The organism is Caldifermentibacillus hisashii (assembly GCF_039654145.1).
GTDB classification, from domain to species: Bacteria; Bacillota; Bacilli; order Bacillales; family Caldibacillaceae; genus Caldifermentibacillus; species Caldifermentibacillus hisashii.
This window is the reverse complement of the sequence record NZ_CP155467.1, coordinates 2,568,769-2,587,359: the sequence shown is the minus strand read 5'-3', so window position 1 is coordinate 2,587,359 and position 18,591 is coordinate 2,568,769. Positions and strand designations below refer to the sequence as shown.

Genomic DNA, 18,591 nt, shown 5'->3' with positions numbered 1-18,591 from the left:
TTCGTCCTTTAACGAGTGGGGTTTTTTAATTGTCAGGATTTGCAAAAAAATTACATTAAAATGGAGGCATTTAAATGAGTGAACAAACATTCTCGATGCCCACAAAATACGATCCAAATTCAATAGAAAAAGGTCGCTATGAATGGTGGGTAAAGAACAAATTTTTTGAAGCAAAAGATGATGAAACCAAACAACCATATTCCATCGTGATTCCGCCGCCGAATGTGACCGGAAAACTTCACCTTGGGCATGCCTGGGATACAACATTACAAGATATTATTACCCGGATGAAACGAATGCAAGGCTACGATGTATTGTGGCTGCCGGGAATGGATCATGCCGGAATCGCTACACAGGCAAAAGTTGAACAAAAACTGCGTGCGGAAGGGAAATCCCGCTATGATCTTGGCCGGGAAAAGTTTTTGGAAGAAACATGGAAATGGAAAGAGGAATATGCGCAAACAATTCGTCACCAGTGGGCAAAATTAGGGCTTGGTCTCGATTATAGCCGGGAGCGATTTACACTGGATGAAGGTCTTTCCAAAGCGGTTCGTGAAGTTTTTGTTTCTCTTTATAAAAAAGGTCTCATCTACCGCGGAGAATATATTATCAACTGGGATCCGGTTACGAAAACGGCCCTTTCCGATATTGAAGTTATTTACAAAGATATACAAGGCGCTTTCTATCATTTGCGGTATCCGTTAAAAGACGGTTCCGGCTATATTGAAATTGCAACAACGCGTCCGGAAACGATGCTTGGCGATACGGCCGTTGCGGTTCACCCGGAAGACGAGCGCTATAAACATTTAATTGGCAAAACAATCGTGCTTCCAATCGTCGGTCGCGAAATCCCAATTATTGCCGACGAGTATGTCGATATGGAATTCGGCTCCGGTGCGGTAAAAATAACCCCGGCCCATGATCCGAATGACTTTGAAGTAGGAAATCGCCATAACTTGGAACGGATTCTTGTTATGAATGAAGACGGTACAATGAATGAAAAAGCCGGAAAATATAAAGGCATGGATCGTTTTGAATGCCGCAAACAAATTGTTAAAGACTTACAAGAACAAGGTGTCCTTATCAAAATCGAGGAAATGGTTCACTCCGTCGGTCACTCGGAACGGAGCGGGGCCGTTGTTGAACCATATCTTTCGACCCAATGGTTTGTCAAAATGAAACCACTGGCTGAAGCTGCAATTAAGCTGCAAAAAACGGAAGGAAAAGTGCATTTTGTTCCGGAACGATTTGAAAAAACCTATCTTCATTGGATGGAAAATATTCGTGACTGGTGTATTTCGCGACAACTTTGGTGGGGTCATCGGATTCCTGCTTGGTATCATAAGGAAACCGGGGAAGTATATGTTGGTCATGAAGCCCCGCAAGACGCTGAAAACTGGGAGCAAGACCCGGATGTCCTTGACACTTGGTTCAGCTCGGCATTATGGCCATTTTCAACAATGGGCTGGCCGGATAAGGAAACAGCTGATTTGAAACGCTATTACCCGACCGATGCGCTTGTCACCGGTTATGATATTATTTTCTTCTGGGTATCCCGGATGATTTTCCAAGGGCTTGAATTTACCGGTAAGCGCCCGTTCAAAGATGTTTTAATTCACGGTTTAGTTCGCGATGCAGAAGGTCGGAAAATGAGTAAATCGCTTGGGAACGGTGTTGACCCGATGGATGTTATCGATCAATATGGTGCCGACTCCTTACGTTATTTTCTGGCCACCGGATCATCACCGGGACAAGATTTACGTTACAGTACGGAAAAGGTTGAATCCGTTTGGAATTTTGCCAATAAAATTTGGAATGCATCCCGGTTCGCTTTGATGAATATGGGTGGACTCCCATATGAAGACATTGATTTAAACGGAAAAAAATCTGTAGCGGATGAGTGGATTTTAACCCGACTCAACGAAACGATTGAAACAGTTACCAATCTGGCTGAAAAATATGAATTCGGTGAAGTTGGCCGGGCTTTATACAACTTCATTTGGGATGATTTTTGTGATTGGTATATTGAAATGGCAAAACTTCCATTGTACGGTGAGGATGAAACAGCAAAGAAGACAACTCGCTCCGTTTTAGCCTATGTTTTAGACCAAACGATGCGGTTACTTCATCCATTCATGCCGTTTATTACCGAGGAAATTTGGCAAAATCTCCCACATGAAGGGGAGTCGATTACGGTTGCGGAATGGCCAAAGGTACGACCGGAATTGTCGAACCAAGAAGCAAGCGAACAAATGAAATTACTCGTTGAAATCATCCGTTCTGTCCGTAATATTCGGGCCGAAGTGAATACGCCAATGAGCAAAAAAATCGCCATGATCATTAATGCCCATGATGAAAAAATCTTGGACACTTTAGAAACAAATAAAGCCTATCTTGAACGTTTCTGTAATCCGGAAATGTTGACAATTGGTGTAGGTGCACTAGCCCCTGAAAAAGCAATGACTGCCGTAGTATCCGGAGCGGAAATCTACTTGCCGCTTCAAGGACTCATCAATATCGAAGAAGAAATTACCCGCCTTGAAAAAGAACTTGAGAAACTAAATAAAGAAGTGGAGCGGGTACAGAAAAAACTTGCCAACGAAAAATTTGTTGCTAAAGCACCTGCGCAAGTGGTTGAAGAAGAACGTGCGAAAGAAAAAGACTACTTAGAAAAACGAGCAACCGTCCAAGAACGACTGGAAGAGTTAAAACGGATGAAATAGGTAATAGAAAAAGCTATCACTTATGGGATCACATCATTTTTCACATGTGACATACCCATATGTGATAGTTTTTTTCGTTTCAGGCTTTACTATTAGGTAGTAATTGAATTTGTGATGATAAGCTGTATAAGATGATTTAAACCGAGGTAACTGATATCAATATAGACTGAACTTATAGAATCTAATCACACTCTACCCTCACAAATAAAATCTTCCTGTGGCAGAATAACCCAGAGATAAATGTCTAATTACTCTTCCAAATAAGTTCGCCATTATCCAAAAAAATATTACTAGTCTACTAGTATAAGCAACTGCGTCAATAATACAGTTCCAAGCTTCGACATCTGTTTCATTATCTGACATCTCTTGAATTATTGTTATACCATTTTCCTCATTATCTAATAATTCATAAAGGATATCCCCTATATTTTCTTCACTATTTAGCATACACCTGAAGGATTCGATTGATGTAGTTTTAATGTTCCTGATACATCTTCTGGTTTTATACCTGCCTAAATAACCGCTGAATCAAATTCATTCAGAACTACTTCTTCTGCATGCCTAGTGAACAATGGGTTATTTCCTGGAGCTTTAATATTCCTGTCAGGCATTACTTCATCTAAATCAGGCAATCCAGCTTCTTTACGTACTTTTGGTGATCCTCCTTCAAAAGTCAAATTTTCCAATCCTTTTACATCAGTCTTACCAACTGCAACTGTGTCAGTTTCTGGAACATTCCATTTTTCCTTAGTACATCTATATCAGTTTTACCAATATTAATCTTAATTTTATTACCCGTACTCTTTGCCGGGGGAAGTAACGAAAGAGCTAGAAAACCTCCCGCAAGTACACGGTCGTCAAAAGAAAGCTTCTCACCGGTAACCGGATCATATTCACTGAATACCCGTTGTGCGTCGTTCCATCCGATGAGTTCCAGTAAAAACTCGCTTACTTTGTTACCCATCTTTTGTTCATCTTTTTCCATTTCGGCAGCCGTGAGACTAATTAATCTTTGGGTCGTATCAATTTTATCTTGGAAATTCGCTGAAACCTATCTGATATATCTACTTACCATGAATATGTAATATTAAATATGGGATTAACCGTAAATCCATATTACATTATATAAAAACCTTGAAAGGCAAAAGCCAATCAAGGTTTTTAGAATTTTATTTATAGACGACTTTGCATTTCCAATGTGGATATTGTTCGTTAAAATCATCTAAGAGATTAATCAAGATATGGGAATCTTTTGGTAGTTTCTCTTCTACGTTATTCCATCCTTCAAAAATTAAAGTTTCAGGTAATTCAATTAGTCCAGTAATTGCATCCCAAAAAGCATCCCAGTTCATTCCATAAAAATCGGGTAATCCAAGATTCTTTTGTAACAAACAATGAAGTTCAGTTGAATTTTGAACCGTACTCACATCCAATATAAGCTTATCATGTTTTGCTCCATTCTCCTTTGACTTCAATAAAATCTCCTCCTTTATTTATAAGTTCCAATAAAATGAACTGTTTTATAATGATCAGTTGTAATATACATTTGCCCATCATTAGAATAAAGTAGTCTTGAACCGGGCTGTTTACTTCTTGCTATAGTGTTATTTAAGCCTATATCTGCTTCATACCACACTCTTCCTGGGGCATTAGGTACTACATTTGTTGTGTTTTTGAATACATCCCCACCAAGTTGCCCACCAGATACATAGTTATTAAGTGGTTTTCCTGGTTTCCAGCCGTTTAATGCAGCCACGTCCTTATTAACATAATTTTAAGGTAATTTTCCAGTTTGTTTTAAACTATCAATTAGTGGATTTGCTGATTCAGTAGCTTTAAGAACTTCCTTGTATTTAGCATGCAATGCAATATTGTCTGCCCCGAATTTACCCGTACTCTTAGTAGCCCCACCTGCCTCACCAACATCCAACTCATCTAGTTTGGTATTTTTGATTCGTTGGATTAGGTCCTTTGCATCACTAAACGCATCCTTAACGGTTCTTTCAGCTGCACCGATTCCTGCATAAACTTCTTGTGTTATTTGCGGAAGTCGAATTTCTCCAATCTTCTTCTTTATTGTATCAAACCAGACCTTGGTTAGGGCAATTGGCGCGTTTACTACCTGATCATACACGGAGCGAAAGGCTTGCTGGAATTTCTTTGGATCTAAGACATTTCGAATTTTCTTGAGCACTCCCGGAGTTTTAGCAAGGGCTGGGATTCCTGCATCGGCACCTTTTATCAACGTTTTCCCGCCAACCCCTACTGCTTTTGCCGGGGGAAGTAACGAGAGAGCCAGAAAACCTCCCGCAAGTAGACGGTCGCCAAAAGAAAGCTTCTCACCGGTAACCGGATCATATTCACTGACTATCCGTTTTGCGTCGTTCCATCCGACGAGTTCCAGTAAAAGGCCGTAGTTCACCAACTACGTAGCCTATAATCTCGAAGTTCTTCCTATGTACATATACTTAATCTTAAAATTTATCACAATGCCGAATTCGCATTTCTGCTGGAATTTTATACAATCTGGTATAATAAAAAAAGAAGTTTCTATAAATGGCAAAAAGCCAATCGAAGGACCGTTCAATCCAAAAACTAGTAAAATTAGTCTGGAAGGAAAATAGACAAAATAACAGAGGAAGGAAAGATTGACACGGTTGTTTTGACTGGAATAGGAATTGGAAACATCATGCAAATCCTTCAATCCATGTACATCTTATTCCTTACAGCGGGAATGCATAAATAAAATTGTTACAACAGGGGAGTGGAAATCAATGTTTCAAACAAGTGAAGAAGTTATCAATTGGATTAATCGTCAACTGAATCAAGGAATAAAACCAGGACTGGAGCGGATGCAGTGGTTAATGGAAAAACTGGATCATCCGGAGCGAACTGTACGGGCGATACATATAGGCGGAACAAACGGAAAGGGGTCAACCGTTTCATTCCTTCGTTCCATTTTACAAACGGCGGGTTATGAAGTAGGGACATATACATCCCCTTATATTGAATCTTTTTTGGAGCGGATTAGTATTAATGGCCAACCTATCCCGGAAGCTGATTTGATAAAAGCAGCAAACTCCATTAAACCGCTAGCTGATGAATTAGCCCAAACAGAGCTTGGCTATCCGTCAGAATTTGAACTGCTTACCGCTATTGCAATCTATTATTTTGGTAAATTACATAAAGTTGATATAACAATCATTGAAGTCGGACTAGGCGGGCGAAAAGATGCCACAAATATTATTCATCCGTTTCTTTCTATCATCACCAATATTGGCTATGATCATATGAATATCCTTGGCAATACACTGACTGAAATTGCCAAAGAAAAAGCAGGAATTATAAAAAACGGTGCCCCGGTCATCACCGCAGTGACTGATCCAGAGCTCTTTCATATTTTTGAAGATACGGTAAAAGCGAAACGGACCACCGTATATCAACTGGGACGCGAATTTACTTATAAAGATCTTGGCACAACGAAAACCGGTGAGCAATTTTCGGTAAAAACGCCTTACCAAACATATACTGAACTTTCCATTTCGATGTTAGGGAAGCACCAAATTGAAAATGCGACATTGGCTGTAATGGCAGCAGAATATTTAAAACAATTTTATGCATTGTATATCGAAAACGAACATCTTCAAACCGGATTACAAACGGCATTTTGGCCGGGAAGATTTGAAATACGTGGACAAGTGATTCTTGATGGTGCTCACAATCGGGAAGGAATCGAATCATTAGTTGCAACTTTACAGCGTCATTTTTCGGATAAAAAAATTCATGTGTTATTTTCTGCACTGAGAGACAAACCTTTGAAAAAAATGATTCACGTACTAGATGAACAAAACTATCATTTGTACTTTACTGAATTTGACCATCATCGAGCAACAAAGGCGGAGAACTTATATGATCTCTCAAATGCTTCTCAAAAAGAAATTGTATTGGATTGGCCAAAATTTATAAAAGAAAAACAATTGCAAGCTGATGAACTTCTTGTCATATGCGGTTCTCTTTATTTCATCAAAGAAGTAAAGAAGGTATTATAAGAAAAGCGATAAGTATTCGGAGCCAGACACAGTTCTTTTTTTACATTAAAAATGATTGAGGGGTATCGTTGCCCCTCTTCTATTGGTCGTTGGTCCGATCATAACGAAGAAGATTTCACGAGCGAATAATCCAGTGCAACGGCAAGGCCACTGTACAGCAAAAGTGAACCGCCTAAAACCAGATATCGTGTTTGACGATTAACCTTTTGGAATTTTCAATAGTATCGCAACGACAAGCAGTCACTTGTTTGCTAAAATGTTCATAAATTTTGCTTTAAATAAAATATTTTTATATTATAATAATAGGTAAAAATGCCCATGCCAAAAGGAGGGGGAGATAGAATGGTTGTAGATAGAAGAACTCAAATTTTTATATGGGTTGCTTGGTTTGCCGTTTTCCCGATAGGATTATGGACCGCATATAAAATTTCACCCCCTACGCACTTCTATCATCATTTTGATTTTTTAGTCACGACTGGTCTTTCCTGCATCGTAGCTTTGATACCGATCGTCGTAAATCAAATTCCTTTTTCAGTTACACAATGGTTAACTTTGTTTGTTTTTCTAAAGTACGGATTATTTGCTGAAGTAATATTGGCTCAAATTATTACCTTTATCGTCTTGTTAAGATTACGTTTACCAAAAGAAAAGCGGTATAACTTTCCTCTGAATTCTATCATGTTTATGATCGTATCTTTGGTAAGCGGTGCTATCTATTACATTTTCGGTGGAGAGCATGTTCAAGCAGGAAATTTAACGATAAATTTTGTCGTGCTGGCAGGGCTATATATGGCTTCTTATTTCATAATCAATCAAATCCTTTTCACCGGTGCATTTTCTTTTTTGTATAAAACAAGGAAACCATTAATAACAAAAGCATTTCTTTGGGAAGGGCTTATACATCTAATCGCCTTTCCGGTAGGTATTACTTTGTTCTTTTTATATGATTTAGTCGGTGTGTCAAGTTTTCTGCTGGTAGGTGCCCCGATCATTAGTACACAACTAATTTTGTTAAAATATAATACGAGTAAGGAAATTAATCAATATTTATAAAAGGCCGTTGAAACTGGTCATCGTTTGACCGAACGGCTAAAGTTTGAAGAAGTATTGAACACATTTATCGACCATCTATTAAATATGTTTCCTGCTGATTATTTGTACATTTTCGACGATATGAATGATGACCGTTTACAAGCAGTTCGATGTTATGAAAACGGAAAATTTATAACGCGAAAATTTTCTCTAATAAAAAAAGGCGTGGGTATCATCGGACAAGTATGGGCGACCGGACAGTTCGCATTTTATCGGGATAAACAACAGTGGAAAAACATCAACACCGAGGGAATTCCCGATGAGATGGAGAGTGTGCTTGTTGTCCCAATCATAAAAAACAATGCTGTTTCAGGAGTACTCTTCCTTGGAACGCAAATTAAGGTAGAATATCAAAAATACCACTTAATGATTCTCGATATTCTTTGTTCATATTTGGCAGTGGCACTGGAAAATGCACGACATTATGAACAAACGAAAAAGGAAAGTGAGCGAGATCCGTTAACCAAACTATATAATGCCAGAGTGTGCAGAAGGAAATTACGAGATGGATTCAACCTTTTGCATACCGGCAAAATTAAATGTATTTCTTTATTGATGCTCGATATTGATTATTTCAAATCAATCAATGATCAGTATGGACACCAAAGCGGGAATGAAATCCTTATTCAAATGAGTGATCTTCTCAGGGAAATTGTTGGAAATCGAGGGACGCTCACTCGCTATGGCGGTGAAGAGTTTATTATAATTTTACCGGATGTTAAAAAAGAAGAAGCCATTCAAATGGGTGAATCGATTCGTCAAACGATTGAAAACTTTTCTTTTTATATGCACGATAATTTAGCAGATGAACGAAAAACAATATCGACAAAAATTACAGTAAGTATTGGCGTCGCTTCAGCCCCGGCGGATACCGATAACGCCATCAGCTTAATTCGTTATGCCGACCGAGCCCTCTATCTTGGAGCAAAAAGAGTAGGGAGGAATAAAGTGGCGGAGTATGTGGGGTGAGGTGAAACAAAATTATTCCTATTTTAAAAAATGGGAACGTGTAAATAGTGAGACAAAAGATTTAAGTAAAACGGATATTGTAGCTATTTATAAAAAGATGAGACTGGCAAGCTTTTATGAAAAGTTTTGCAATTAAAGTGAGCTATTGGTACATATGGATTAAGTTGTATCTGTTGCATAATCTTTTTAGAAAAAATCCATTGCAGCTTCGAAAAAAAAACAGGAGCTGTAGAGCTGTAGTAGAAGGTAGAGGTATAAAATTTGTGACCATGTAAAAAAACTTATCAAAATTTGCGTCGCTCTTAACTACCGGAACGCTCCTGCTTACATATGAAGTATTCATAAAGATTAGCAAGACGACTTACCTAATATTTTTATTTCATAAACCGGGAATGAATAAATGAAATCCACTAATGTTATGAAAGCATAGTGGATTTTATTATTAATAAAGTAAAATATCCTTATTCTAATTTTCTTTCTGTTATTTGAGGTGGATCGACGCTTATCACCATAGGTTCCCTTGATTTTAAATCGGCATATGTGTTCATAATGTTTGGATCATAAATGATTTGAAGGCGAGATTTTTCTGGTGGCAGATTCAGTTGACTAGCCTGTCCTTCATAATAGTCGTCATCTACTTTTTTTGAACCACTAAATGAAGTTTTACTTGCTTTACCTCGAATGGCATTTAAAACAATTCGTCGAGCAGAAACACCGCCTTCAATTTTAATATTCGACCCGACTCCGAACATCTCTAGTGCTCCTTCAGAATAAAAGAAACCCTTTATATTACTGGGATTGTCTTGGTAGACACTGTTATTCACTATTTTAATATCTCCCCCCGCAAAAATAATTAAAGAGCCTGTGTTGTTTAACCCATTAATTACTGAATACTCAATAGTTACATCTTTCTTTACATACATAATCGTATTAAATTGGCCATTTACACCGTGAATTGTCACGTTTCCTTCAACAAATATGGGACCATCTAATTTTATTTTATCAAAATCACTCGGATCATTCTTTTCTGTTATATTAGTATTTCCAATGATTAAATTTCCTCCTATATACGCACCATTTTCAAATTTCGTTTCTTTATAGTTTGATTTTGAGCCGCGAATATATAGATCTCTTTTTGTTGCAAAATTTCCAAAGTAATTGTTACCTGTAAACTCAAAATCTTCATTTGTTGAAGTATATCCTATGACTTTATATTGTGGGTAGACATAAGTATTTTTAAAATTCAATTCATTGTAAAAAGTTTTAACATTACCCGAATCTGAAGTTTGAGCATATGTGACACTAGGGCCCTCTGGGAAATAAAAAACATTTTTTTGGTTTTCAATCTGAATATCATCCCGAACTGGTTCTCTCTGTGTAATGACCGGTATTGTCCCGAAAAAAGCTTTTGAAAGGTCGCCGGTTGTATTTACGTATTTACTGTCAGTTGTTTTTTCAACATATTTACATTTTTGAAAAATCCAGAATCCGGTACAAACCTTTTCTTTAACAGTAGTTCCTTGATTAAAATTGGTCGTTTCAATATGTTTGTCGTAATCAGGATTATGATCAAAAGTATATACATTACCTTTCAAAACAATATGAGATGCTTTTTGTCCCTCAACAGGGGAAGCAGTTGGCAATACTGATGGAATCCACTGTTGACCTCTTATATATGCATAGCCCCTGTCAGTAGTAATTATATTTCCATCAACTTTGAAATCGCCTTTAATCGATACACCTCCATGTAAGAACAAGTTTCCTTCCCCTTTAACACAATATTTGCTATTTGTATTACATTTCTTAGAAAGTTCATCTGATTTATATGCACCAACAGTATATTTCAAAGTGTCAAGTGTCGACTGTGCTCCAAATACGACTTTTGTTGTTATTGATTTTTTCTTTCCGTCAGCTATTCCGGTACTGACGATAGTTGTGCGCTTTTTTAGTGAATTATCCTTAACTGAATCAATATTAGTTATTTTTGCCTCATAAGAACCCGTTTCTCCTGTACTTCTTGTAATACCGGATTTGTAATCATTGAGAGTAGTTTCTAATATTGACTTAAATTGATCCTGCGTAAGCCCGTTTTCGCCAAGTCCTTTCTTCAAGTCCTTATTAATTTGATTCGTCAAATGGTCAATGCCCATCATTGCCAATTCTTGTGCTTGGATATTGTGTTCACTTGTTTGATTTCGCTTCGATCCTGTCAAAGTTGCTGTTAATAGCGCCATGGCGAGTACTGTAAAAAGGATGAAGACAAACATCGTTAATAGAAGGGAGTAGCCTTTTTCATTATTTGTTAATCGCATTTTGGTTAACCTCCTTTCGATCATCAAGAATGTTAAATATACTTGTCAACTCCAGTTTACGTTTTGTGTCTTTTGTCTGTAGAACAAGTGCAACCATATACTCAGACTCACTTGTTGCTATTATTTTCGATTCATTAGATAACTCTACATTCGAATCTAGTGGTTCTAACTCTTTATTTATTAAAACGACTTTGCCATCTTTAAATCCTAATTGTTTTTCCTCGGTCCCTTTTTTGATTGTAATATAGGATAAATTATTCGTTTCATTGGGGAGTTGTTTTATATCAATGTCACTCACCTTTAAAGTAAAAAACTCATCTATAAAATTAGCCATAATATAATCAGCTTCATCTCTCAATTTTGTTTCTTCCATTGTTCTTTCGTAGGAGCGAATCCCATTAAATAATACAGAATATATAACGATTCCTATAAATGACAAAATCGTAAGCGTCGCTAAAAGTTCGACTAATGTTAACCCTTTATTTGAGTGGATGAATTTATTCTGCATAATTAACATATCCTTCCACTTTCGACATAATCGGTGTATTTGAATCGAGTAGTTTTGTCTCGACTAATACATGAACAAGGCTTAAATCTTTTTGATCGTTGTCTCGGCTTGGTTTAATTCTAACTTCATAGTCCTTATCATTAATGATTTGAGGTATTTTTATTGAGCCGTCATCCTCAATTTGAAATCCTTCTGCAGGGGTAATGCCGGTTTCGGTTAACACAAAATAATAAGATGGATTTCCTTTTACACTTTCCAACGTTGCTTTTGCCAAATGAACCGCAACAAGTTTTTCGTTGTTTCGATTCGCTGTATTATTTGTAAATAAGAAAATACTTGAGAAAGTTAAAATAATGATTGATAGAATCGTAATTGACACGATGACTTCCACTAAAGTAAATCCTTGTTTATTGGAAAAACGTTTCCCCACAGGGACAACCTCCCCGAAATAATTTTGTTTGTAATTTGTATCAATTTTTACTCCATTCTTTTATAGTAAAATTGTATTAGTATCTGTTATAGTTCTATTTTCCCAAAAAGTGTTGCGGTTTGTTATCGAAAACATTAAAATTAAGTTAAATTCAAATTATATGTTCAAGTTTTTGCCAAATTTACCAATTTATTTATATTAATTATTAGGTTAAAATAATATTAGACAATAATTGTACTATTTATATAATACCTAAATTAGGAAAATTAGACTACTAAAATATGACAATATACTCATAAATTTCAAAAATTCAGGGCAAACTGGTCTTTTTTGCGAATATAACGAATAGAAAAACTAAATTTCTATCTGAATCAACCATATAACATGACATTTGTCTGATATAGGTAAAAAGAACTTTGTGTATGAATAAACTGTTATACATGACATTTGGCATATAAATTTTAAATATTCAGGGTAAGGTGGTTTCGTGATGGGTAGGGTGAAAAGGAAAAAGGGACTTTACGTTTTGCTTATTGGTATTTTTATTTTTTCATTTGGTTTTTATGAAGTCGGTTCAAATCATTTTGCTTATGCAGCCACCACATTCCCGAAAGGATCATCCATCGGCGGAATTGATGTGGGAGAAAAAACGGAAGATGAGGCGGTTTCCTTATTATTGTCAGCAATTGAACGTTGGAAAAATGAAGGAGATTTTATCGTACAGGCGGCGAATGATTCCGTAGTCATCCCATATAAGAATATCAAATTTGATGTAAAAGCCTCTGTAAAGGAAATGACAAATCAAATTGATAAGCCATGGTACGCCTTTTTTACGAAGTCTGAACCGCAACAATTGCCACTTACTGTGAGTGTTGATGTTACTGATGAACTGCTTGATAAATTTGGAAACTCGATCGATGTTAAAAAAACCGTTCAATTAATAGAAAACACGATTTCTTATCTTGGCCAGCATAAAATAACGGCAGTTTCTTCCAATCAGAACGATGCGGAAGTAGCAATTGCGGAAACTTCTTGGGAAATACCGAGTGATTATCTGTTTATGGATGAACTGCTTGAGGAATTAAACAGGATTTCCATTCCTGCTAATTCATCTTTTTCTTATCTTGAATCGATTGCCGACAAGGTAAGTTACTATAGTGAAGCGGAAGGAAATTTTGTCGTATCTATGCTATATGCCCTTCTTTTACAAACAAATGTAGAATTTGTTGAACGACATTCACAAGGAATCATTCCAAGCTATTCAGAGCCGGGGATTGAGGCAAAGGTAGCAAAAACGAAAAAAAGGATTTCATTGTGTATAACCCGGGGCCGAATGAGATTCGCGTGACAGCAGAACAAACGGGAAATGTGTTGAAAATGGGTTTACGGTCCAAAAAGCCGGAGAATACATATCGCTACAGTATTGAAAATAGTCTTGATGTTAATTATCGAACAATCAACCGATATAACAAAAATTTGCAACCGGGTCACAGGCAGGTGCTGCAACCGGGACAGAAAGGGAAACGGGTCGAAGTATATCGAATTACTGTTTCTTCAACCGGAGAAAAGATTGATAAAGAGTTGATCAGCAAAGATTTTTATTTACCAACACCGGAAATTTTGCTTCTCGCACCTGCTGTTGAGGAAACCGGTGATGGTACGGAAACCGGCGAGAACGCGGGGACGGGTGAAGCAAGTACGCCTACTGAAGACGGGACAGTCCCGACTGACCAAACACCGAACACAACAACCGGCCCGGGAAATACAATGAATGCTACTGATAGCAATGACGCTAATTCTGCGGCAACAACAGATGATTCAATCTATGAGCAACCGAATGTTGTAAAATAGATGGAAAATTTTAGCCGGCACTGAGTTTGTCCCAAATCTACGTAGCTCGGATTCCTTGCATGAAAGGGTTGTGACCTTGATGTGCTTTTTCTCCCAGAATAAAAAATAATCGTTTCAAAAACAGGAGGTGGACCCGTTGGCAAGAAAAAGATTAGGTGATCTACTTGTCGAATCCGGATTGATTTCAGAGGAGCAATTAAACAGTACCCTTAGAAGAAAATCGGTAGACGAAAAATTAGGGGATGCCTTACTTCGGGAAGGATATATTACCGAACAGCAATTGATTGAAGTTTTAGAGTTCCAACTTGGGATTCCTCATATCAATATTTTTCAATATCCGATTGATCCGGATGTAATTCAACTGGTCCCGAAAGAACTGGCCAAAAGACATTATGCGATGCCCATTCGTCGTGACAAAAATAAATTATTAGTGGCGATGGCAGACCCGATGGACTATTTTGCCATTGAAGAACTGCGGATGGCGACCGGTTATCATATTGAACCGGCGATTGCGACAAAAGATGAATTATTTCGGACCATAACAAAATATTACGACCTGCAGGAATCAATGGAAGAAGTCATGGGAGAAATTGCAACAAGTGAAACATTGGATGAAACAAGAGTGGCCGATGATGATTCACCGGTTGTTCGTCTCGTCAACCAAATCATTGACAATGCTCTCGTGCAACGAGCAAGCGATATCCATTTTGACCCGCAGGAAACTGAATTGCGCGTCCGTTATCGGGTTGACGGGATTTTACGAACAGAGCGATCTTTGCCAAAACATATGCAAAACGTCATTGTTGCCCGGATTAAAATTATGGCGAATTTAAATATTACGGAAACTCGCTTGCCTCAAGATGGTCGAATTAAAACAACAATCAATTTTAGACCGGTCGATATTCGTGTTTCGAGTTTGCCCACCATTTACGGGGAAAAGATCGTAATGCGGTTACTCGACTTATCCAATACCTTGAATCGGATTGATAAAATCGGATTTTCAGAAACAAATTTGGAAAAATTCACGGATATGCTGAAACGACCGAATGGAATCATTTTAATTACCGGTCCGACCGGTTCGGGAAAATCATCAACTTTATATGCAACATTGAACGAGTTAAATTCCGAAGATGTGAACATTATTACGGTAGAGGATCCGGTTGAATACCAGATGGAAGGTGTCAACCAAGTTCAAGTCAATGAAAATATTGGTCTTACTTTTGCAAATGGTTTGCGGTCGATTTTACGACAAGACCCGGATATTGTGATGATTGGAGAAATTCGAGATACCGAAACGGCAGAAGTCGCTACCCGTGCATCATTGACCGGGCACTTAGTATTAAGCACGCTTCATACAAATAGTTCAATTGAAGCTCTTTCTCGCCTGGTCGATATGGGCATTGAACCGTTTTTAATTTCTTCTTCCATACTGGGGGTCGTCGCACAGCGTCTTGTTCGTCGTGTTTGTCGGGATTGCGGACAAACCGTTCCTGCGACGGAGCGGGAACAACAAATTTTTACCGGTCGCGGGTTAACCATCGAAACGGTTCGGCGGGGGCGCGGTTGTCCAAGCTGCAATATGACCGGTTATCGCGGGCGGATGGCGATTCATGAAGTATTGCCGATTGATGAAACAATTCGACGCTTGATTTTAAAAACAGCATCGACCACGGAAATTCGTGACTATGTCCGGAAAAAAGGAATGGAATTTTTAATTGATGACGGGTTGAAGAAAGTAAAAGAAGGAGTAACAACGACGGAAGAAATTTTACGGGTAGCTGTATTGGAATAGGGGGGATGACAATGACAACAAACATAAGAGCATTATTGGAAAAAGCGTACGAAGAACAGGCATCAGACCTTCATATCATTGTGAATTCCCCGCCGATTTTGCGCATAGACGGAGAATTACGTCCGGCAGGCGGTTACCCGTTATCGCGGGTTGATACCGAAAATATGGCGAGAGACCTTATTCCGGAGTCGCTCTGGGACCATTTTATTGAACAGGGTGAAGTCGACTTTAACTATGAATTGGAAGGAAAGTCCCGGTTTAGGCTTAACGCATATCATCAAAGAAATAGTATTAGTATCGCAATTAGGGCGATTCCGGCAACGATTCCGACAATTGCCGATTTAAACTTGCCAAAAATATTGGAAAGCTTAATGGACAAGCCACAAGGTTTAATATTAGTTACCGGTCCGACCGGTTCCGGGAAATCGACAACACTTGCAGCAATGATTAACTATATTAATCATAATTTTGCCAAACACATTATTACATTGGAAGACCCGATTGAATATGTGCATCAACATATCAAATCAATTATTAATCAGCGGGAAGTAGGCACAGATACGAAAAGTTTTGCCAATGGGCTTCGGGCGTCACTGCGGCAAGACCCCGATATTATTCTTGTCGGGGAAATGCGGGATTTGGAGACGATATCGACGGCCATAACTGCTGCAGAAACCGGGCATTTAGTACTCGCAACATTACATACGTCCAGTGCCGCCCAAACGATTGACCGGATTATTGATGTATTTCCGCCTCATCAACAGCGGCAAATTCGACTCCAAGTATCCAATGTGTTACAAGGGATTATTTCCCAGCGTTTGTTTCCGGTTCGCGAAGGTGGCGGTCGGGTGGCTGCAACGGAAATTTTAATAAATACACCATCGGTTGCCAACTTAATTCGTAATGAAAAAATTCATCAAATCCAAAATGTTTTACAAACGAGCCGAGCCCAAGGAATGCATACGCTTGAGATGTCGATTCAAAGTTTAGTAAAGAACGGAACAATCAGTTATGAAATTGCCGCCCCATATTTAAATACAGGTGATACAAATGGCTATTTATAAATATGTCGGCCGGTCAAAAGAAGGGAAATTGAAGCGGGGAACGGTTGACGCAATTAACAAAACACAGGCAATTAATAAATTGCGGGAACAAGGAATCAGCCCACGGGAATTAACGGAAGCAAAAGGTGTATTAAATAAGGAAATCACCATTGGACAACAAGTGAAACAGCAGGATTTCGTCATCTATTGTCGCCAATTTGCTACATTGATTCGGACTGGCGTTTCCATCGTGGATTCAACCAATATTTTAGCGAAGCAAACCGAAAGCAAAGCATTGAAAAAAGTGTTGATGGCCATTGAGGAAGATATTCGTTCCGGGATTCCGTTTTCGGATGCAGCGGGAAAATATCCAAAAGTCTTTCCGCAAATTTTTGTTAATATGGTGCGTGCCGGGGAAGCAACCGGTAACTTAGATGAATCCTTGGATCGACTGGCTACTTATTTGGAAAAACAATATGACTTAAAGAAAAAAGTCCAGTCGACCATGGCTTATCCGATTACATTAATTATTGTCATTATTGCTGTAGTTATCTTTTTAATGGTTACGATTATTCCGAATTTCACGGCTATGTTTTCCCAATTTGACGCAGAGCTGCCTGCAATTACAAAATTTATGCTCGGTGTCAGTAACGTCGTTCAAAAATTATGGTGGCTTGTGATTTTAATCGTTCTGGCAATTGGGTTTCTATTTGCTTTTATGATGAGACAAAATAAGGCTTTTCATTATGGAGTCCATGTTGCCATGTTAAAAGCACCAATTTTTGGGAAACTATTGCAAAAATCAGCTATTGCCCGAATGTCACGAACGCTCGCATCGTTATTTTCCAGTTCCGTCCCAATCTTGCAAGCGTTGACGATTGTTGAAAAAGTCGTGAATAACCCGGTCATTGGAAAAATTGTGTTAGAGGCACGGGACAGTTTGGAAAAAGGGAATAAGCTTTCCGAACCGTTGGAAAAAAGCTGGGTGATTCCTCCATTGGTTACGCAAATGGTGGCCATCGGTGAAGAAACCGGCTCACTCGACTTTATGTTGGAGAAAATTGCCGATTTCTATGAAGCAGAAGTCGATCGCTCGGTCGATACATTGAAATCATTAATCGAACCGGTCATGATTATCCTTTTAGCTGTCGTCGTAGGAACGATTATTCTATCCATCATGGTCCCAATGTTTACAATTTATCAGCAAGTGTAAATTTAAAAGTTTATTAGTTTGTAAATTACTCAATAAAAGAAGAAACTCTAGGGAGGTGGTCGCCGGACTAAATGAGGTGGGAGAGAGTTTGCACTGAATAAAAGTAAAAATGAAAAAATAGGAGGGAAATAAAATGCAAAAACGTATGAAGTTATTAAAAAATCAAAAAGGGATGACGTTGGTCGAATTATTAGCTGTCTTGGTTATCTTGGGTATTATTGCCGCGATTGCAATACCGATGATTGGGAATGTAATTAACGATTCTAGGGACAAAGCAATATTAGCTGATGCACAAACAGTTTTATCAGCTGCAAAAGTTGCTTATGCGAACGGTGAAGGTACAAAGGCTATAAATAATTCTAAAACTGAGATTACTTTTAATAAAGATGTTTTAGAACCTTATGTTGAAGGTGCGACATTAGCAATTGGTGATAAAGTAGTTTACATCGTTGAGGATAAAAGTTGGAGTATAACCTACGATGATCTAAAAAATATGAAAAAGCAAAAAAAATATGGTCTTACAGATGCTGATACTGAAAAAGTAACAACTATTACTGCGACCCAATTAAATAATGCATTGGAAGGGACAAATAGGTAATATTTTAGAGT

General features: G+C 38.1%; 19 protein-coding genes and 1 other annotated feature (1 of these 20 only partly in view). Of the genes, 10 read left to right on the top strand and 9 right to left on the bottom strand.

Going from position 1 to position 18,591, the window contains the following annotated elements; translation table 11 throughout:
- Nucleotides 1-12, top strand: a binding site (T-box leader); it begins 214 nt to the left of the window's first position.
- Nucleotides 13-74: 62 nt separating this feature from the next.
- Nucleotides 75-2,723, top strand: a complete 2,649-nt coding sequence (locus NSQ14_RS12535) for a valine--tRNA ligase (protein ID WP_346216429.1) — start codon at nucleotides 75-77, stop codon at nucleotides 2,721-2,723.
- 198 nt (nucleotides 2,724-2,921) lie between these two features.
- Here NSQ14_RS12535 and NSQ14_RS12530 read toward each other — a convergent pair whose 3' ends face one another.
- The 6 genes from NSQ14_RS12530 to NSQ14_RS12505 form a co-directional block, all read right to left on the bottom strand.
- The gene (locus NSQ14_RS12530; RefSeq protein WP_034771487.1) at nucleotides 2,922-3,170 is read right to left on the bottom strand and encodes an Imm6 family immunity protein; all 249 of its coding nucleotides are present in this window, start codon (nucleotides 3,168-3,170) and stop codon (nucleotides 2,922-2,924) included.
- A 65-nt stretch (nucleotides 3,171-3,235) separates the two neighbouring features.
- Entirely contained in the window at nucleotides 3,236-3,400 is a 165-nt protein-coding gene (locus NSQ14_RS12525; RefSeq protein WP_244811750.1) for a hypothetical protein, read from the bottom strand.
- A 14-nt stretch (nucleotides 3,401-3,414) separates the two neighbouring features.
- Nucleotides 3,415-3,687, bottom strand: coding sequence for a pre-toxin TG domain-containing protein (locus tag NSQ14_RS12520; protein ID WP_346206423.1), 273 nt, complete (start codon nucleotides 3,685-3,687; stop codon nucleotides 3,415-3,417).
- Nucleotides 3,688-3,892: 205 nt separating this feature from the next.
- The gene (locus NSQ14_RS12515) at nucleotides 3,893-4,198 is read right to left on the bottom strand and encodes a barstar family protein (protein ID WP_034771484.1); all 306 of its coding nucleotides are present in this window, start codon (nucleotides 4,196-4,198) and stop codon (nucleotides 3,893-3,895) included.
- A gap of 14 nt (nucleotides 4,199-4,212) precedes the next feature.
- Nucleotides 4,213-4,479 (bottom strand): ribonuclease domain-containing protein, encoded by a 267-nt coding sequence (locus NSQ14_RS12510; protein WP_346216428.1) that lies wholly within the window; start codon nucleotides 4,477-4,479, stop codon nucleotides 4,213-4,215.
- Between the two features lie 18 nt (nucleotides 4,480-4,497).
- Complete coding sequence (locus tag NSQ14_RS12505) at nucleotides 4,498-5,145, bottom strand: pre-toxin TG domain-containing protein (protein ID WP_346216427.1); 648 nt, start codon at nucleotides 5,143-5,145, stop codon at nucleotides 4,498-4,500.
- A gap of 352 nt (nucleotides 5,146-5,497) precedes the next feature.
- Between NSQ14_RS12505 and NSQ14_RS12500 the strand changes: the two genes are divergently transcribed.
- From NSQ14_RS12500 to NSQ14_RS12490, 3 genes are all read left to right on the top strand, one after another.
- Nucleotides 5,498-6,772, top strand: a complete 1,275-nt coding sequence (locus tag NSQ14_RS12500) for a folylpolyglutamate synthase/dihydrofolate synthase family protein (protein ID WP_346216426.1) — start codon at nucleotides 5,498-5,500, stop codon at nucleotides 6,770-6,772.
- 342 nt (nucleotides 6,773-7,114) lie between these two features.
- On the top strand, nucleotides 7,115-7,825 hold the full coding sequence (locus tag NSQ14_RS12495) for a hypothetical protein (RefSeq protein WP_346216425.1): 711 nt from the start codon (nucleotides 7,115-7,117) through the stop codon (nucleotides 7,823-7,825).
- 24 nt (nucleotides 7,826-7,849) lie between these two features.
- Nucleotides 7,850-8,833 (top strand): diguanylate cyclase, encoded by a 984-nt coding sequence (locus NSQ14_RS12490; RefSeq protein ID WP_346216424.1) that lies wholly within the window; start codon nucleotides 7,850-7,852, stop codon nucleotides 8,831-8,833.
- Nucleotides 8,834-9,294: 461 nt separating this feature from the next.
- On the opposite strand, the gene NSQ14_RS12485 is transcribed toward NSQ14_RS12490, so the two are convergent.
- From NSQ14_RS12485 to NSQ14_RS12475, 3 genes are read right to left on the bottom strand one after another with little or no spacing between them, the layout of a single operon-like run.
- The gene (locus NSQ14_RS12485) at nucleotides 9,295-11,145 is read right to left on the bottom strand and encodes a hypothetical protein (RefSeq protein ID WP_346207438.1); all 1,851 of its coding nucleotides are present in this window, start codon (nucleotides 11,143-11,145) and stop codon (nucleotides 9,295-9,297) included.
- Nucleotides 11,129-11,653 carry a PulJ/GspJ family protein gene (locus NSQ14_RS12480; protein ID WP_216407259.1) on the bottom strand — a complete coding sequence of 175 codons (525 nt, stop codon included), beginning with the start codon at nucleotides 11,651-11,653 and terminating at the stop codon, nucleotides 11,129-11,131. Before NSQ14_RS12480 ends, NSQ14_RS12485 begins: the two co-directional genes overlap by 17 nt.
- Nucleotides 11,643-12,083, bottom strand: coding sequence for a prepilin-type N-terminal cleavage/methylation domain-containing protein (locus tag NSQ14_RS12475; protein ID WP_346207437.1), 441 nt, complete (start codon nucleotides 12,081-12,083; stop codon nucleotides 11,643-11,645). Before NSQ14_RS12475 ends, NSQ14_RS12480 begins: the two co-directional genes overlap by 11 nt.
- A gap of 490 nt (nucleotides 12,084-12,573) precedes the next feature.
- On the opposite strand from NSQ14_RS12475, the gene NSQ14_RS12470 reads away from it, so the two are divergent.
- The 6 genes from NSQ14_RS12470 to NSQ14_RS12445 all read left to right on the top strand — a co-directional run bounded on the left by NSQ14_RS12470 (nucleotide 12,574) and on the right by NSQ14_RS12445 (nucleotide 18,580).
- A complete protein-coding gene (locus NSQ14_RS12470; protein ID WP_346216423.1) occupies nucleotides 12,574-13,431 on the top strand; it encodes a hypothetical protein in 858 nt (285 codons plus the stop codon).
- Nucleotides 13,398-13,934, top strand: coding sequence for a G5 domain-containing protein (locus NSQ14_RS12465; protein ID WP_346216422.1), 537 nt, complete (start codon nucleotides 13,398-13,400; stop codon nucleotides 13,932-13,934). Before NSQ14_RS12470 ends, NSQ14_RS12465 begins: the two co-directional genes overlap by 34 nt.
- A 136-nt stretch (nucleotides 13,935-14,070) precedes the next feature.
- Nucleotides 14,071-15,726, top strand: a complete 1,656-nt coding sequence (locus tag NSQ14_RS12460; RefSeq protein WP_346216421.1) for a GspE/PulE family protein — start codon at nucleotides 14,071-14,073, stop codon at nucleotides 15,724-15,726.
- Between the two features lie 11 nt (nucleotides 15,727-15,737).
- Nucleotides 15,738-16,790, top strand: a complete 1,053-nt coding sequence (locus tag NSQ14_RS12455; RefSeq protein ID WP_269919793.1) for a type IV pilus twitching motility protein PilT — start codon at nucleotides 15,738-15,740, stop codon at nucleotides 16,788-16,790.
- On the top strand, nucleotides 16,777-17,982 hold the full coding sequence (locus NSQ14_RS12450; RefSeq protein WP_346216420.1) for a type II secretion system F family protein: 1,206 nt from the start codon (nucleotides 16,777-16,779) through the stop codon (nucleotides 17,980-17,982). The genes NSQ14_RS12455 and NSQ14_RS12450 overlap by 14 nt, the downstream gene beginning before the upstream one ends.
- Before the next feature lie 133 nt (nucleotides 17,983-18,115).
- Nucleotides 18,116-18,580: a type II secretion system protein gene (locus tag NSQ14_RS12445; RefSeq protein WP_346216419.1), complete on the top strand. Its 465-nt coding sequence runs from the start codon at nucleotides 18,116-18,118 to the stop codon at nucleotides 18,578-18,580.
- Nucleotides 18,581-18,591 lie beyond the last annotated feature (11 nt).

What these genes read in the sequence shown, in the direction of transcription:
- NSQ14_RS12535 (WP_346216429.1), top strand. Translation starts at nt 75, where the DNA reads ATGAGTGAACAAACATTCTCGATGCCCACAAAATACGATCCAAATTCA.
- NSQ14_RS12530 (WP_034771487.1), bottom strand. Translation starts at nt 3,170, where the DNA reads ATGCTAAATAGTGAAGAAAATATAGGGGATATCCTTTATGAATTATTA.
- NSQ14_RS12520 (WP_346206423.1), bottom strand. Translation starts at nt 3,687, where the DNA reads ATGGGTAACAAAGTAAGCGAGTTTTTACTGGAACTCATCGGATGGAAC.
- NSQ14_RS12500 (WP_346216426.1), top strand. Translation starts at nt 5,498, where the DNA reads ATGTTTCAAACAAGTGAAGAAGTTATCAATTGGATTAATCGTCAACTG.
- NSQ14_RS12495 (WP_346216425.1), top strand. Translation starts at nt 7,115, where the DNA reads ATGGTTGTAGATAGAAGAACTCAAATTTTTATATGGGTTGCTTGGTTT.
- NSQ14_RS12485 (WP_346207438.1), bottom strand. Translation starts at nt 11,145, where the DNA reads ATGCGATTAACAAATAATGAAAAAGGCTACTCCCTTCTATTAACGATG.
- NSQ14_RS12480 (WP_216407259.1), bottom strand. Translation starts at nt 11,653, where the DNA reads ATGCAGAATAAATTCATCCACTCAAATAAAGGGTTAACATTAGTCGAA.
- NSQ14_RS12470 (WP_346216423.1), top strand. Translation starts at nt 12,574, where the DNA reads ATGGGTAGGGTGAAAAGGAAAAAGGGACTTTACGTTTTGCTTATTGGT.
- NSQ14_RS12455 (WP_269919793.1), top strand. Translation starts at nt 15,738, where the DNA reads ATGACAACAAACATAAGAGCATTATTGGAAAAAGCGTACGAAGAACAG.
- NSQ14_RS12450 (WP_346216420.1), top strand. Translation starts at nt 16,777, where the DNA reads ATGGCTATTTATAAATATGTCGGCCGGTCAAAAGAAGGGAAATTGAAG.
- NSQ14_RS12445 (WP_346216419.1), top strand. Translation starts at nt 18,116, where the DNA reads ATGCAAAAACGTATGAAGTTATTAAAAAATCAAAAAGGGATGACGTTG.